Source organism: Thermococcus sp. 21S7, assembly GCF_012027615.1.
GTDB lineage: Archaea > Methanobacteriota_B > Thermococci > Thermococcales > Thermococcaceae > Thermococcus.
On sequence record NZ_SNUT01000001.1, the window covers coordinates 70262 to 85911 of the forward strand.

12 protein-coding genes and 1 CRISPR repeat array are annotated in these 15650 nt (G+C 53.4%); of the genes, 3 read left to right on the plus strand and 9 right to left on the minus strand.

Translation table 11 applies throughout. The features are described 5' to 3' along the window. Position 1 precedes the first annotated feature (1 nt). The 5 genes from smc to E3E51_RS00300 all read right to left on the minus strand — a co-directional run bounded on the left by smc (position 2) and on the right by E3E51_RS00300 (position 6074). Positions 2 to 3568: a chromosome segregation protein SMC gene (gene smc / locus E3E51_RS00280; protein WP_167911169.1), complete on the minus strand. Its 3567-nt coding sequence runs from the start codon at positions 3566 to 3568 to the stop codon at positions 2 to 4. A gap of 68 nt (positions 3569 to 3636) precedes the next feature. Beyond that, on the minus strand, positions 3637 to 4062 hold the full coding sequence (locus E3E51_RS00285; protein ID WP_240924207.1) for a DUF835 domain-containing protein: 426 nt from the start codon (positions 4060 to 4062) through the stop codon (positions 3637 to 3639). Between the two features lie 175 nt (positions 4063 to 4237). Next, positions 4238 to 4639 (minus strand): methylmalonyl-CoA epimerase, encoded by a 402-nt coding sequence (gene mce, locus E3E51_RS00290; protein ID WP_167911170.1) that lies wholly within the window; start codon positions 4637 to 4639, stop codon positions 4238 to 4240. Next, positions 4636 to 5595: a methylmalonyl Co-A mutase-associated GTPase MeaB gene (gene meaB / locus E3E51_RS00295; protein WP_167911630.1), complete on the minus strand. Its 960-nt coding sequence runs from the start codon at positions 5593 to 5595 to the stop codon at positions 4636 to 4638. Before meaB ends, mce begins: the two co-directional genes overlap by 4 nt. A gap of 47 nt (positions 5596 to 5642) precedes the next feature. Further along, positions 5643 to 6074, minus strand: coding sequence for a cobalamin B12-binding domain-containing protein (locus tag E3E51_RS00300; RefSeq protein ID WP_167911631.1), 432 nt, complete (start codon positions 6072 to 6074; stop codon positions 5643 to 5645). Between the two features lie 120 nt (positions 6075 to 6194). Here E3E51_RS00300 and E3E51_RS00305 point away from each other — a divergent pair, with 120 nt between their 5' ends. After that, complete coding sequence (locus E3E51_RS00305) at positions 6195 to 6851, plus strand: PHP domain-containing protein (RefSeq protein ID WP_167911171.1); 657 nt, start codon at positions 6195 to 6197, stop codon at positions 6849 to 6851. Positions 6852 to 6907: 56 nt separating this feature from the next. Next, positions 6908 to 8730: a CRISPR direct-repeat array (repeat unit 30 nt; unit sequence CTTTCAATTCTCCTAAAGTCTTATTGGAAC). Between the two features lie 470 nt (positions 8731 to 9200). Here the strand turns inward: E3E51_RS00305 and E3E51_RS00310 are convergent. The 4 genes from E3E51_RS00310 to E3E51_RS00325 form a co-directional block, all read right to left on the minus strand. Then, the gene (locus E3E51_RS00310; protein WP_167911172.1) at positions 9201 to 9755 is read right to left on the minus strand and encodes a Maf-like protein; all 555 of its coding nucleotides are present in this window, start codon (positions 9753 to 9755) and stop codon (positions 9201 to 9203) included. Between the two features lie 121 nt (positions 9756 to 9876). Next, positions 9877 to 10131 carry a hypothetical protein gene (locus tag E3E51_RS00315; protein ID WP_167911173.1) on the minus strand — a complete coding sequence of 85 codons (255 nt, stop codon included), beginning with the start codon at positions 10129 to 10131 and terminating at the stop codon, positions 9877 to 9879. After that, the gene (locus tag E3E51_RS00320; protein ID WP_167911174.1) at positions 10106 to 10357 is read right to left on the minus strand and encodes a hypothetical protein; all 252 of its coding nucleotides are present in this window, start codon (positions 10355 to 10357) and stop codon (positions 10106 to 10108) included. Before E3E51_RS00320 ends, E3E51_RS00315 begins: the two co-directional genes overlap by 26 nt. 46 nt (positions 10358 to 10403) lie before the next feature. Beyond that, on the minus strand, positions 10404 to 13994 hold the full coding sequence (locus E3E51_RS00325; protein ID WP_167911175.1) for an LAGLIDADG family homing endonuclease: 3591 nt from the start codon (positions 13992 to 13994) through the stop codon (positions 10404 to 10406). Between the two features lie 108 nt (positions 13995 to 14102). Between E3E51_RS00325 and minD the strand changes: the two genes are divergently transcribed. Together minD and E3E51_RS00335 are read left to right on the plus strand one after the other, a co-directional pair. Next, on the plus strand, positions 14103 to 14840 hold the full coding sequence (gene minD / locus E3E51_RS00330) for a cell division ATPase MinD (protein ID WP_167911176.1): 738 nt from the start codon (positions 14103 to 14105) through the stop codon (positions 14838 to 14840). Then, positions 14837 to 15580 carry an ATP/GTP-binding protein gene (locus E3E51_RS00335; protein WP_167911177.1) on the plus strand — a complete coding sequence of 248 codons (744 nt, stop codon included), beginning with the start codon at positions 14837 to 14839 and terminating at the stop codon, positions 15578 to 15580. The genes minD and E3E51_RS00335 overlap by 4 nt, the downstream gene beginning before the upstream one ends. Positions 15581 to 15650 lie beyond the last annotated feature (70 nt).

The following is a 15650-nucleotide window of genomic DNA, read 5'->3' on the forward strand; positions in this document are numbered from 1 at the left end:
ATCACCCGCCCAGGTGACCGAACATCTCCGCGTGCTCGGCCTCGCTTCTCTTCCTCGCCTCTTCAAGTATTTTCATGGCCTTCTCAAGGCTGAGTGCAACGACGCGCGAGACTCCTTTCCTCATGCTGACGCCGATTATCTTGTCCGCGTTGGCCATCATGACGTCCCTCAGAGTTATCACGATGAACTGGCTGTTCTGGGAGGCCTCCTTGATGAGGTCAGCGACACGCTTGACGTTGGCATCGTCCAGGTGGGCGTCGATCTCGTCGAAGAGGTAGAACGGGGCCGGCTTGTAGCGCTGGATGGCGAACACGAATGCCAGGGCCGTTAAAGCCTTCTCGCCGCCGCTCATTGCCTCTATTCTCTTGACGTCCTTTCCTGCCGGTTTGGCCTCTATCTCCAGGCCTCCTGCGAAGGGGTCGTCCGGATTCTCAAGGATGAGCCTTGCACTTCCCCCCGGAGAGAGCTTCGCGAAGAGCTCCGAGAAGTTCTTGGCTATCTCGCTGAGGGTCTGCATGAAGACGTTCCTCTTCTGTCCCTCTATCTCCTCGATGAACTCCTCTATGCTCTCCTTCTCAGCCAGAACCTGCTCGCGCTTGCTCTTCAGCTCAAGGTAGCGACGCTCAACGACCTCGAAGTCCTCTATGGCCTTCATGTTGACTGGCTCAAGGGAGCGTATCTCCTCTTCCATGCTATCTATCTGCTCGCGGAGGGCCTCAAGCTCCAGCGGAACTTCCTTGATGCTCCTGATAAGCTTGGCATCGTGGTGCTTGAGATCGTCCTCCTTCTCCTTCAGCGTGGCCTCGTACTGGGCGAGCTTTATCTTGAGGGTGTTGGCCTCAATGCGAAGCTCCTGGAGCTTGGAGTTGAGCTCGTCCTTCTCAGAGCGGAGGTCTATTATCTCGTTCTTGACCTTCTCGCGCCTCTCGCGGAGCTCCTTGAGCTCGTCCTTGACGCTCTCCTCAGCTTTTCTAAGCTCCTCCAGCTGCTTCTCGAACTCCTTTATCGCGTTCTCGTTCTCGGTGATGTTGGCCTTGAGCGCGTTTATCCGGTTCACGAGCCCCTCTATCTCCTCTTCGAGGTCGGCTTTCCTCGGGAGGAGTTCCTCGTTTATCCTTATCTCAAGGTTCTCAAGCTTGCTCTCGACCTTGCCCAGCTCCTCCCTGAGCTTGCTTATCTCGCCCTCCACTTCCCTGATCCTCTGGTTCAGCTCCCTCGCTTCTGGGTTCTCCAGAGCCTTCTTGAGCTTCTCCCGCTTCTTCTCAAGCCTCTCTATCCTTCCGCGGAGCTTCGCCATGTCGCCCTTTGTCCCGTGAATCCTCTTCTCCAGAACCTCAATGAGCTTCTCGCTCTCTTCGATGCCTTCCTTGAGAGCCTTGTCCTCTGCCAGGAGACGCTCCATCTCCCTCTGGACGACCTGCAGGTCCTTGCTCAGGTCACTCTTCCTCATGCGGAGCTCGAAGAGCTCGTTCTGGAGGCCCTTAACCTCGATCTTGAGCGCGTTAATTGAGGATTCCAAAGATTCTTTCTCGCGTTCGAGCTTCTCGACCCTCTTCCTTATCTCGTCGACGTTTACCCCAAGCTTACCCCTCGGCCTGTAGTGACCGCCGGTTATCGCTCCGCTCCTCTCAAGGAGCTCACCGCCCAGGGTCACCATGCGAACCTTTCCGATTCCTACGGTTCTGGCTTCGTCAATGTCGTTCACGATGAGCGTGTCCCCAAGGGCGTAGGCGACGGCGTTCTTAAAGCGAGGGTCGTACTGGACAACGTCCATCGCGGGGATTCCAAGGGAAGGCCTCTCGCGCATCGAGCGGGGCTTTATCTTGTTGAGCGGGAGGAATGTGAGCCTTCCGAGCTTTTTCTCCTTGAGGATTCGGATGGCCTTCTCGGCGACCTTGTCGTCCTCGACCACAACGTTGTCGTAGTTCCCGCCGAGGGCGACCTCCACGGCCAGAGCGTAGTCACTGTCCGCGACCCTTATCAGCTCACCGAGGGGTCCGTAGAGACCGGGTATGTTCTGGCCCTTGAGGAACTCGACCGCGCGGTTTCCGCGAACCTCCCTCTGAGCCTCGGCCTTGATGAGCTCTTCCCTGGCCTTGGAAAGCTCCCCCTCAATCTTTCTGAGGGCTTTGGTTTTCTCCTCAAGCTCTTTTTCAGACTTTCTGAGCCTCGCCTCGGCCCTGGACATCTTTCCGTCTATCTCGCCGAGTTCGGAGCGCTTGGCCTCAAGGGACTTTTTGGCCTCCTCGATTTTGGACTTGAGTGCAGTTCTCTTGGCACTGTCCTGGGCAATCCTGGCCTTAAGACGCTCTATCTCCTCCTCGAACTTTCTGATATCGCTCTCCTTCATGTAGAGTTCCCTCTTGGCCGCCTCAAGCTCGTCAACGACCTTGTCGAAGTCCTGCTTGGCTATGGCGAAGTCCCTGTCTATCTCGCCGAGCTTGATAACCAGCTCGTTCTTGACGACTTCCTTCTCCTTTATCTCCGCCTTGAGCTTTTCGCGCCTCTTCGTCCAGCGCTGAACGGCGTTCCTGCTCTTCTCTATCTCCCCGGATACCTTTTTCAGCTCCTCCTTGGTCTTGGCAAGCCTGTGCTGGTCCTCCTCTATCTCCTTCTGAGCCATCTCGATGTTCTTCCTTGCCATCTCAATCTTCGACTGAACCTCGCTTATCTTCCGGGTAACCTCAAGGATGCCGTCCTCGCTCTTCTCCTCAAGCTCCCTCTCGATGGCGTTCAGCTCCTTCTCCTTGGTGACTATCTCCCTGGCTATGTCCTTGAGGCGCTCCTCTATGGCAGCTATCTCCGCCTCTATCTCCTTGTCGCGGAGGTTGTTCTCTTCAATCAGGGACTTCAGCTTCCTTATCTCGCCTAGGAGAAGAGTTACTTTGGCTCTTTCAACACGCTCCTTAAGGTCGAGGTAGCGGAGGGCATCGTTGCGCTCCTTTTCGAGCTTGTCGAGCTGGGTTTTGACCTCCCGGATGAGCAGGTCAACGCGCGCCAGATTCTCCTCCGCCTGCTTCAGCTCCTTCAGGGCCTTCTCCTTCTTTGCGTCGTACTCGGCTATTCCGGAGATTTCGTCTATGAGCATCCTCCTCTCGGTCGGGCTCATCTTGATGAACTTGGTGATGTCTCCCTGGAGGACCAGGTTGTAGCCCTCCGGCGAGATCATCGCCGCGCTGAGAACGTCGAGGATGTCGCTCCTGCTGGTTCTCTTGCCGTTGAGCCAGTAGGTGCTCCTGCCGTCGGGATAAACGCGGCGCTTTATCACAACCTCGTCTTCGTCGATTGGGAATCCCCTGTCCTCGTTGTTGAAGTACATCGCCACCTCGGCGTACTTTGCCGGCGCCTCTGTTTTTGTGCCCGCGAATATGAGGTCGCTTATCCTGGTTGCGCGCATGGCTTTGGCCGATAGCCCGCCGAGGACGAAGAGAACGGCGTCACCAATGTTGCTCTTACCAGAACCGTTGGCACCAACGATCGCTGTAAACCCCTTAGAAAGCGGAACGACTACCTTTCGATTACCGTAGGATTTGAAACCCTTCATTTCAATCTTCTCGATGTACGGCATGCCCTACACCTAAACTGGAGAACGATGAGGTTGGTTATATAACTTTACCTGCCCGCTCACCTGTCCGCTCACTCGACTATTCTGCGGAGGACGTTGAGTATCCTGTCATCCAAGCCATCGCTGACCGTGACGTAGAAGTCCGAGTTCTTCATGACGGCCATATCCCGTATCTTGCTGACAAAGCGAAGCGTGGGTTCGACCCCGTTCTCTATCATCAGATACTCGACGGCGTCCAGAACAACATCAGATTTCTCATTCTGGAGCTTGTCCCACACAATCTGTTCGATGATGTGAAGCCGCGATGGATGAACCGCGTTCGGGTGGGAGACTTTGGTGATCCATACTGGGTAAACGTTGGGGGCGCTGACTTCGAATGGGGGCCTTCGGGTTATGAGAATCTTTTCCCTGCCGGGGTTTTTCGCCAGAATGTCATCGAGGCGGCGGTAGTCCATTATTCGCGAGTCCCTCCTGAGGGGTCGCCCCCTAAACATCATAAGTCATCACTTCGTACACATTTACTCGGATACCATGCCCATCATGTTACGGTCACAGTAAGTTTGCTAATCCACTTATAAGCGTTACGGTATGAGACTGAACAGACAAATGTACAGATCATCGAGTTAAAGAGAAAAGAAAACAGTGAACCCAAAGCGGACGAATTCCCCTCAATCACTCTTTCCTCTCGCAGAGTTCGAGAAGCACACCGGTTACCGCCTTCGGATGAACGAAGGCTATCTTGGCACCGCCGGCACCGGTGCGCGGCTTCTCGTCTATGAGTCTGTATCCCTCTTCCTTGAGCTTCTCAAGGTGTCCCTCGATGTCCTCCACGCCGAGGGCGATGTGGTGTATGCCCTCACCGCGCTTGGCGATGAACTTGGCTATCGGCGAGTCCTCGGCCGTGGGCTCTAAAAGCTCGATCCTGCTCTCGCCGACGTGGATTATCGCGGTCCTTACCTTCTGGTCCGGAACCTCCTCGATCTCCTCGACCTTGAGGCCGAGGCCCTCCCAGACCTTGATGGCCTCGTCGAGGTTCCTGACGGCTATACCAACGTGGTCTATCTTCTTTATCATACCTTCACCCCCAGGGCTTTTTCAAGTACCAGATCCGCGGCAGAGTAAGGGTCGATTTCACGCATCACAATCTTCTCTATCAGAACCGCCACCTCCTCCTCATCGAGTCTCTCACTTATCGCCTTGGCTATCCTGCCGGAGACTATGGTCTTGACCTCCTCCTTGGCCCGGAACTTCCTCTTCCGCCTTATCTCACCGCTGCGCTCAAGGAACTCGCCGTGCTCCTTTATGGCCGCCCAGAGTTCCCGGATTCCCCTCATGGTTGTGGCGACGGTTTCAATTATCGGCGGCCTCCAGCCGCGCTTCTCCCAGCGCTCCTTCTCAAGGTCGAGCATGAGGTTGAGCTCGAAGTAAGTGGCATCGGCCCCTTCCTTGTCGGCCTTGTTGATCACGAAGACGTCCGCTATCTCCATGAGGCCGGCCTTTATGGCCTGCACGTCGTCCCCCAGGCCCGGAACCGTGACGAGAACCACGGTATCGGCGGTCTTAACGATGTCAATCTCGATCTGACCGACGCCGACGGTTTCAACGAAGATGACGTCGCAGCCGTAGGCATCGAGAACCTTTATGGCATCGTTCGCGGCCTTGGCGAGCCCGCCCAGGGAGCCGCGCGTCGCCATGCTCCTGATGAAAACCCCCGGATCGGTCGAATGCCTCTGCATCCTTATCCTGTCTCCGAGCAATGCTCCACCCGTGAACGGTGACGTGGGGTCTATGGCTATGACGCCGACGATTTTCCCCTCTTCCCTCGCCACTTTTATGAGCTTGTCGAGAAGCGTTGATTTTCCCGCCCCCGGCGGCCCGGTTATGCCGACGATGTAGGCGTTTCCGGTGTGCGGATAAATCCTTGAGATTATCTCCCTGGCCTTCTCCTCATCGTTCTCAACGAGGGTTATCAGCCTCGCAGTGGCGCGTCTGTCCCCCCGGAGCATGCGTTCTATAAGGTCCTCTATCATCGTCACCACTCGGACAAATTATCCAGGAAGAAATTATAAAGGTTGGGTTACTCCGACCTGAACTTCTTGAGCTTCGGAACGTTCTCGTCTATGAAGCCTATAATGTCGCCTATCGGGCTTCCCGGGCCGAAAACCTTGGCGACACCGGTGCTCTCAAGCTGTTCCGCATCGTCGGGCGGGATTATCCCTCCGGCTATCACGAGAACGTCCTCGTTGGGCTTTATGCCGCGCTCCTCAAGGAGCCTGAGTATCTTGGGAATCAGAACCATATGAGCACCGGAGAGAATGCTTATTCCAAGGACGTCGACGTCCTCCTGGATGACGCTCTCGACTATCTGCTCGGGAGTCTGCCTTATGCCCGTGTAGATGACCTCAAAACCGGCATCGCGCAAGGCCCTCGCAACGACCTTGGCTCCCCTGTCGTGACCGTCAAGTCCCGGCTTTGCAACGAGAACCCTAACCTTGGAGCGCTCGACCATTTTCACCACCGGATGAGTTTTGTTTCAGGCGGTATTTAAAGATTGTCAAAACTCAAGGTTGGGCTTTACTTTGGATATTTTGTCCATAAGGCTTTTTAATCCCCCCACGGAGTTCATAACATGCTCGAATTTCCCCACGACCTGCACACCCATTCAGCCTACTCGGACGGCGTTGGCGGGGTTGGAGACAACGTTGCAACCGCGGAGGTCAGGGGTCTGAGAGTGCTCGGGATAAGCGACCACAGCCACTACCTCACCGGCAGGGCCTTCAACCGCTACATCAGAGAGGTCCGCCGCTGGGGCGAGGAGAGCGGAATAACGGTCCTAGCAGGGGTTGAGGCCAACATAACCCCGGGCGGCGTTGACGTTGCCGCAGGAATGGTGGAAAAGCTCGATTACGTCACAGCCAGCGTCCATCTCTGGATGAACGACCCGGAGGAATACGTTGAGCTCGTGAAGGGAGCCCTCCTCGACGAGAACGTTGACGTAATCGGGCACTTCGGAGCGAGTTTTCCGCACATAGGCTATCCCGACGAGGAGAGCCTGAGAGAACTCATAGGGCTGGCGGAGGCGAACGGAAAGGCCTTCGAGATAAGCTCCCGCTACCGCGTTCCAGACCTCGGCTTCATAAGGGAATGCATAAGGCGCGGCGTAAAGCTGGTCTTCGCTAGCGACGCCCACAGACCGAGGGACGTTGGGAACGTCTCCTGGAGCGAGAGGGTCTTCAAGAAAGCGGGGGGGACGAAGGATGACCTGCTGCTCGGGGAGTTTTTGTAGGTCCAGGGCTTATTGAAACCGATGACTACAAACTCATTCCCAGCCGCGATTACGACTTTTCGATTCTCCTAAAGTCTTATTGGAACTCAAGGAAGGCAGACCCCCAGAGCCCCACAACGAGCCGCTTTCAATTCTCCTAAAGTCTTATTGGAACCCCTGCTGTCGCCAGCAAGAACAGAGCTATCACTACCCTTTCAATTCTCCTAAAGTCTTATTGGAACCCAATTTGGGTAGTGCAAAATATCGAGGTTGTCAAAACTTTCAATTCTCCTAAAGTCTTATTGGAACTAAGATGTACTACAGCGACGAGCTCGAACACAGGACGCTTTCAATTCTCCTAAAGTCTTATTGGAACCTTCTCCAAGGCCAATGGCAGATTTGCCTCCTACATCTTTCAATTCTCCTAAAGTCTTATTGGAACTGGATAGAAGGTGGTGGTGGAACTTTTGGTGGTGCGTCTTTCAATTCTCCTAAAGTCTTATTGGAACGTGCATACCTCGGCAGGCCGGAGCTGAGAGGGAAGACTTTCAATTCTCCTAAAGTCTTATTGGAACGAGACTCCACCTACAATAACCACCCGATTGACTTTTCTTTCAATTCTCCTAAAGTCTTATTGGAACTGAAGATGGCGACCGTGTGGGTAGCGGTAGGATACCTTTCAATTCTCCTAAAGTCTTATTGGAACTACTTGTGGTTGTAGGTTCCTGGGACCCGAACAATCGCTTTCAATTCTCCTAAAGTCTTATTGGAACATTTACTTCCTCGGCGGAAACACTGCGTACAAGTACTTTCAATTCTCTTAAAGTCTTATTGGAACGAACGACGCTCGGGTCGAACTCTACTTCTACCTCGTCTTTCAATTCTCCTAAAGTCTTATTGGAACAAGGAAAATACCCACCTGAAAAGGTGGAGGAGATTAACTTTCAATTCTCCTAAAGTCTTATTGGAACCTTCCATTCACCTTTGCATCACCCCTCCTCTCTCGTCTTTCAATTCTCCTAAAGTCTTATTGGAACACACTTTTGAAGAAGCAAAAGAATATGCAGAAAAGTCTTTCAATTCTCCTAAAGTCTTATTGGAACATTATTTATTTAAAAACGTTTCCCTTCGCGCCCGTCTTTCAATTCTCCTAAAGTCTTATTGGAACTCGAAACGGAATTGGGCTGGAGGGTCTATCCAAACAACTTTCAATTCTCCTAAAGTCTTATTGGAACGTCGGATCGACCTTGTAGACGACGTTTAGCTTCGCGGCTTTCAATTCTCCTAAAGTCTTATTGGAACAGAGAGTAAAAGAGTGGGGCTATTCAAGCCTGCTGACTTTCAATTCTCCTAAAGTCTTATTGGAACACCAATACTCTGTCCCACATCTCCAAGATTTCGTCCAACTTTCAATTCTCCTAAAGTCTTATTGGAACGACCTACAAGAAACAGATAAGGGGCTTCGTCGAGGCCCTTTCAATTCTCCTAAAGTCTTATTGGAACAGCCGTTCTTACTTTGACATCGAAATCCGTTCTTATCTTTCAATTCTCCTAAAGTCTTATTGGAACAGTTCCCAAAGTACAGATAAATCGTAGTGCTCCCGCCTTTCAATTCTCCTAAAGTCTTATTGGAACTCTATCTCCATTATTAAATTCCAGCTCGGAAACATCCTTTCAATTCTCCTAAAGTCTTATTGGAACAGGTGATTTGTGTGGCCAGGCGGAGGAGAACTTCTCTTTCAATTCTCCTAAAGTCTTATTGGAACGTCTCCTTGGTGGGAGCTTCACTAATCAAATCTTCGACTTTCAATTCTCCTAAAGTCTTATTGGAACCGATTTTTCCCGCATTTTTCCCCTATGGGGAAATTTCCTTTCAATTCTCCTAAAGTCTTATTGGAACAGGGCCCCTTTGCCTTCGTTCTCCCGAGTGGAGAGTTCAGAGACCTCCGATATTTAAGGTTTTCTGGAAAGGTTTGTGGACGGATGCTCCAATAATACCTGCCATCTCGGCCCTGCAAGAGCCTCATTCTGTTGGCAACAATCCCATTGAGGATATTTCCAACACATCTCACGATCATCCAAAGACCTTCCGGGGGACGTCCGCACAGTTTCTGACAAAAGCTTTTAGGTCATGCTGCCATATGGTGAGAAAAACGTTTTTGGCAGAGAACAGCCTATCCCGGGAGGGGAGCACTTTGATTAAAGCAGTTCGAAAAAATTTCGTCACAAAATTAGAAAATAACCCGCCACATAGTATCAAAGCCGAAAAGACAAAAAACCAACTTCCAACGCGCAATTGATGCATGTTTAAACAAAAAACCGGGTCGGAGAGCGGAATCGAAAACCGGGCGAGGGAGAGCGTGATAGCCATCATATAACCTCAAATCCGAGCTCCCTCAGCTTCCAGACTATCTCCAGCGGGAAGCCGACGACGTTGTAGTAGTCGCCCCGTATCCATTCGACGAACAGGCCCGCCCTTCCCTGTATGCCGTACGCCCCCGCCTTGTCCATGGGCTCTCCGGTCTCGATGTACGCCTCGATTATGTCATCGTCAAGCTCCCGGAACTTGACCTCAGTGATGACAACCCCCGATATCTCCGTGTCTTTGTGGATTATGCAGTACCCCGTCGTGACCCTGTGTACCTTCCCGCTGAGGAGTCTGAGCATCTCAAAGGCCTCCTTCCTGCTACCGGGCTTTCCCAGAATGCGGCCGTCTACGCTGACAACGGTGTCGGCACCGATGACGGTTCCGCCCACGCGCCCGTGGACTTCCCTGGCCTTTCTCCTGGCAAGCTCCAGGGCGTACTCGGCGGGGTTTTCTAAATCACACTCCTCGCTAGCCCTGCTCGGGATAACCTCAAACTTCCGTATGAATCTGGAGAGTATCTCCCTCCTCCTCGGTGAGGCAGAGGCCAAAACCAGCATGGTCTCCCCTTCGGGAGAGGGTTAAAAAATCTTGCGAGAACTCAACCTGGCGATGAAGATTTCGCCGACTGAAAACCATCGTGCGGCGTGATGAGTGCCCCGCAGCGAGCCATGGCAGGTTTTAATCCCCCTGACCGTTGACGTCGCCTGCTCCATTGCCCCCAGGGACTTTGAGGGACTCCACCTCCTGTTTGAGGGATTCAAGCTTCTCGTTGAACTCCCTCTGCATTTCGCCCATCTTCCAGACGACGAGGCCGAAGGCCATGACGAGGAGACCGAACCCAATGGCGCGCCCCTCGGTTACCAGAATACCCACCAGCCCGAGGGCGCTCAGAACGGCTCCAGCGGCCTCAAGGGTGTCGTAACTCTCCCCCATCTCTCGTGTCCTCCCTTCCGTTCCTGAGTGCCTCTAGCTCCTCCTTAATGGTTCTCACCTCACCGCTGAGCTCCCACATCTTAACGATAAGAACGACAAGCAAAGCCAGTGGCAGGAGTCCAAGGAAGATCAACATCAGACCGGGACCACCGGGAATGAACGGCGTGAATATCAGGAGTATAAAAAAGATCGCCCCAAGGATAGCCAGCACGTCGGCGGCTCCCATTCCTTACCACCATGAAAAAGAAGGTAAAGAACTATAAAAAGTTTTCTCAGGTGGTCGCCCATATCGGTATGCCCGCATCGAGGAGCCTTTTCAGTTCCTTGCCTATCGGCGTGCTCTTGCTGACCTTGACGAGGCCCTTCTTGCTCGGCGTCGCCGTGAAGACGTACTGCTCCCCGCCGTAGAACTTGAGCGGTTTTTTGGCGTAGTCCGGCGAAACCCTCAGGACAATCGTTTTCTTCTTCTCCTCGACCTCGACGGGGAGCTTCTCCCTGGGCCTCTCAGCTTCCCTCTCGGCGAAGCTCTTGACGTCTATGCTTATGCCGATTCTCTTCTCCAGATCAGTTATGCGCTTGCCCTTCTTGCCGATTATCGCGGGAATGTCAAACTCGTCGGCGTAGATAACCGCCTTGTGCGGGCTGACTATCTCAACCTCCGCGTAAACGTCTGGAAGGAACTTCTTTATCTCCTGCTTGAGCCTCTTCTCCGCCAGCCTCAGCGCCGGGGCTTTCTCCTCCTTCTTAACCGGAACGACGCTTATCTCCTCACCGTAGGTGTAGATTTCGTACTCAAGCTCGCCGGTCTCGAAGTCCCTAACCTCGATTACCGGCCTCGCTAGGTCTTCCTCCCGCATGCCGCTCGGAACCTTGACGAGGTATTCGAGCGTCAGAACCTTGGCGACCCTTCCAGCCTTGATGAAGATGACGGTGTCGACTATCTGCGGTATCATTCCGAGTTCCACCCTTCCGATGAAGCGCTGGACCGCATCTATCGGCTTCGTCGCGTGCACAACGCCGACCATTCCAACACCGGCCAGGCGGAGGTCCGAGTAAATCTTAAAGTCGCTCGTCTTCCTCATCTCATCGAATATCGTGTAGTCCGGTCTCACCAGGAGGAGTATGTCGCCGGTCTTCTCCATCCTGCCGCTCAAAGCCGTGTACTGGGTGATTTCCTCCCCAACCTGGAGGTCGCGCGGCTTTTCCATCGTCTTGACAATCCTGCCCATGCTCGCGTACCACTCAGCGAGAGCCTGAGCGAAGGTCGAGTTATGAACCAACACTGGAGTATTGCCAGCAATGAAGTTGTGGTTGGGAACGGTTATGTCATATACTTCAAACTCGCCCTCAATCACCGTGATTTCCTTAACCCTGTCCCAGAATATGTTCTCGTCGAGCATGAGACGCAAGTGGGCGAGATACTCCTCTATGAACTCGGCCTTGGTGTAGTAATCCTCCACTGCCTTTTCGATGAGCTCCTTTAGTGTTGTAACTCTAACCTCTGCTCCTGAAAGGAACAGACTCAGCATCGGCTGAGACATTACACCGTACGTCGAACGCCCTATCCTGTCAAAGAGGCGAGCGAGCAATACCCTGACGTTATCGCTGAGTGATGCCCACATTTTTGCCTCTCGTTTGAGCAGGCCTGTTTCTCTGTGAAACGCGCTCACCAGCTTGGCTATCGTTGAAGGCATTGGCGTTCTTTTGCCCTCCAGCCATAGCTTTGGCCCCTCCTGGTCAATTCCATTCCGCATGTAGAACTCTCTGGATACGCGAGAACTGATGAACTCAACGATTTCCCTCCAGCGGCTCAGCTCGTTCGCATAATCCATGAGGCTCTTGACATCTCTCTCAACTCCAACGTAGTCCCTGTAAATCTGGAGGTATTCCTGATAAATCCTTCCAAGTCTATCTGGGGAATACGAATTCTTGAGTGGGTTCTTGGTGGGTTTCCGAAGGAGTAAGCCGAGTGTTTTCACGGTCTCTCCCGCTGGAATCGTACCCATGTTGAGGTTTGTCTTGGTATCCAAATGCCTTTCAAAGCCACTAATCTTGAATTCAGGCCTGACGAGTTCGTAGAACTTCCTGATGCCCTTCGAGTTTTTAATGAGTACCCTGTAGTAAGCGCGCCCCCTGACTCTCTTCTCGGAAACTATCGAAGGAATTCCAAGGCGCAGGAGGAGGTAATGAATTCCGTGAGCGAAATCCCTGCTTGCAGTGGCTATCTCAAGCTCCTTACCGATGTAGCCGTCCCCCTCAAAAACTCCCCTGAGGAAGGCGGCTATTCTCTTCTCATCTGCTCTGAGAACAAGCTCAGGTACTCTCAGGGTTTTCGCCTTCTCCCTCTCAGGATAGCCGAGAGCCCTCAAGAGCTTCTCTATGGTCTTCGAGTTCCTAACGCGCAACCTCCCGGGCAAGACAAAGTAAAAGTCCTCCTCGCTCACGTTGAACAGGGACTTCATAAGCTTCTTGAAGTGCTCCACAAGCTTTTCATCGAAGTTATTGAACTCAAAGACACTCCCAGAACCTTCTGCCCACATCAGGCCAAGGAACTCGAAGAACTCCTCGTCGAGCTTGATAAATGGAGGGATTTCACGCGAACTCCTGTGGTTTCTTCCCCGGTAAAATACTCCAGCGGTTTCCTCGGGGTTCGCCTCGGCAATGGGAACAGCCCGTCCATCTCTTAGCCTCGCGAAGAAGCTTTCATTTACTAACTCACCAACCCAGAGTTTCTCTGGAAGGTCATGTTTCGTGGCGATTTTTCTTGGAACCGCTATTGGGGAACCCTCACTTAGGTTACCCGCGTCATCCCACACGACGAAGCCGTTCTTTATCGTTAAGACTGGGTGATTTGGACTGAGTGTTATCTCCCTCCCTGTAGAGGTTTTCAGCTTGATTAACCTTGTTTCTTTCCTCCTGTGGACCTTAATGACTTCCTGAACCTCGACCCGATTGTGAGATAGCGTTATGACTCTCGTTCCTGGTTTAAGACTTGAAATTGGAGCAAACGTTCCATCTGCCAACAGAACTGGAGTTTCAGGGGGCAAACACTTTCCCTCGCCAGGGGCACCGGCTATAAGAAGGCCCTGAGCCTTGTCCCTGAGCCTCTCCAAAAGCTTCTCGCTCAGCTCGTAGTCCTCTATGCTCAGCTTCTTGACCGGCCTGACGGCGGTAATCTCAATCCTGTCGGCGAAGGGCGGCTTCGCTATGACGATGCGGTAGTTCCTGAGCTGGACAACCGTTGCTCCGGGCTCGTCGAGCTCGATGAAGCTGTCGGGTTCTCTCTTGGCCCTCTCGACTATGTCGTCCGCTATCTCTTCAAGCTCCTCGTCGCTCAGCGGTTCTTCCCCTATCGGGACAAGTTTCCACTCGCCGGGCTTTCCCTTCTTCGCGAGCGGCCTCACTCCCCCCTTCAGGTGGACGCTCATGGTCGTCTCGTCGAAGAAGTCCTCAAGGCGGTGCCTTACCTCCCTCCTGGCGGTGAGGTAAATAACGTCTATACCCTTTGCCACCGCGATGTCCCTCTGCACCCCGTCGCCCGTTATCAGGGTGGCGCCCAGTTCCCTGGCTATCTCCCTGACCATGTTGTCTATCTCCCCGGATTTGGCTCCTTTTATCTGCCAGAGCTCCGGTCGTTCCCCGTGGAACTCCAGGATAATCCTGCCCTCGTTTGCCATTTCGCGGAGCTTTTTGAGCTCCTCAAGACCGGTGTGGCCTATCGCCTTCCCCTCGTTGGCCTGGTGCTCTATCTCCGCAACGACGGCCTCTGGTACGATGACCTTGACCCTTCCCTCAACGCCCGCGAGGAACTGTGTAAGTCTGCCGTCAACAATCACGCTCGTATCGGCAACAAACATTCTCATCTCTCTCACCTCAGAAGATTCGGAACTCTCCTTCGAGTATGCTACTTTCAATGGGTGCTACAGCTAAAGGTTCATAAAGGTTTAGCCGAAAAGTACATGGGTGGGACAATGGGTAGGCTGATATCCATAGCCTCCGGCAAGGGAGGCACAGGGAAAACTACAGTGACCGCAAACCTGTCGATAGCCCTTGGGAAAATGGGCTACAGTGTCTGTGCCATCGATGCTGATCTCACCATGGCCAACCTGAGCCTCGTCATGGGAATAGACGATGCTTACACGACGATTCATGACGTCCTGGCCGGTAGAGCGACGATAAACGAGTCCATATACGCCACGACCTATGAAAATGTTCACCTCATACCAGCGTCGATAGACTGGGAGCACGTTATACGCGCAGACCCTAGAAAGCTTCCAAACGTCATACGCCCCCTTAAGAATTCCTTCGACTTTGTGATTATAGACTCCCCCGCGGGACTGCAGATGGACGCAATGAACGCCATGCTGAGCGGGGAGGAGGTTCTCCTCGTTACTAATCCGGAAATCTCATGCGTCACGGATACGATGAAAGTTGGTATCGTTCTGAGAAAAGCAGGACTCGTTGTTCTGGGATTCGTTCTCAACCGTTATGGAAGAAGCGAGAACGATATTCCCCCCGATGTAGCGGAAGAGGTTATGGAGATTCCCCTTCTGGCAGTCATTCCCGAAGACCCTTCCGTGAGGGAGGCAACCCTGGAGGGTGTCCCAGTTGTCGAGTACCGTCCAAACTCGGAGGGTGCAAAGTCATTCATGGAACTGGCCGAAAGAATAGCAAGGATATCGGGCTTCAAAGCCAGGGTGATGAGATGATACTGGCCTTTGTGGGTACCGCCGGAAGCGGGAAGACAAGCCTAACGGAGGCGTTTGGGAGGTACCTAACGGAGAACGGCTACGGAGTCTCGTACGTTAACCTGGACACGGGTGTGAAGCGGCTGCCGTACAGGCCGGATCTCGACGTTAGGGCAGAGGTAACCGCCTGGGAGATTATGGAAGAGGGCTACGGTCCAAACGGGGCCATAGTGGAGAGCTACGATAGGCTCCTCCCAAGGGTCTCTGAGTACGTTTCTTCAATCATGGAACTGGATGGGGAGAGCGACTACGTGCTCCTCGACACCCCCGGCCAGATGGAGACCTTCCTCTTCCACGACTTCGGGGTCAGGCTGATGGACGGCCTCCAGGAGCCGCTCGCGGTTTACCTCTTCGGTCCGGAGGTGCTGAGGAAACCGACGGACTTCTGCTTCATCCGGTTCTTTGGCCTCATGATAGAGCTACGCCTCGGGGCTACCACCGTCCCAGCGATGAACAAGGTTGACACCGTGGGGAACATTGAGGAATACCGGAGGTACCTAGACGACGTTGAATACCTCACCGCCAGACTCAGACTGGAGCCGTCCACGCAGGGGCTCCTCGCCCACGGGATGTGCTCGGTCCTCCCCGAGCTGGCCCCTCCAACGAGGGTTCTCTACCTCTCGGCCAGAACGGGAGAGGGGTTCGATGACCTTGAGACCCTGGCCTACGAGCACCGCTGCACCTGCGGCGACCTGACCTAGTTCACCCAAATACGAGGTTTTTGAGAGGACTTTCAGTTGAGGATGCTGGTTGTGAAAACTCTTTCAAGGA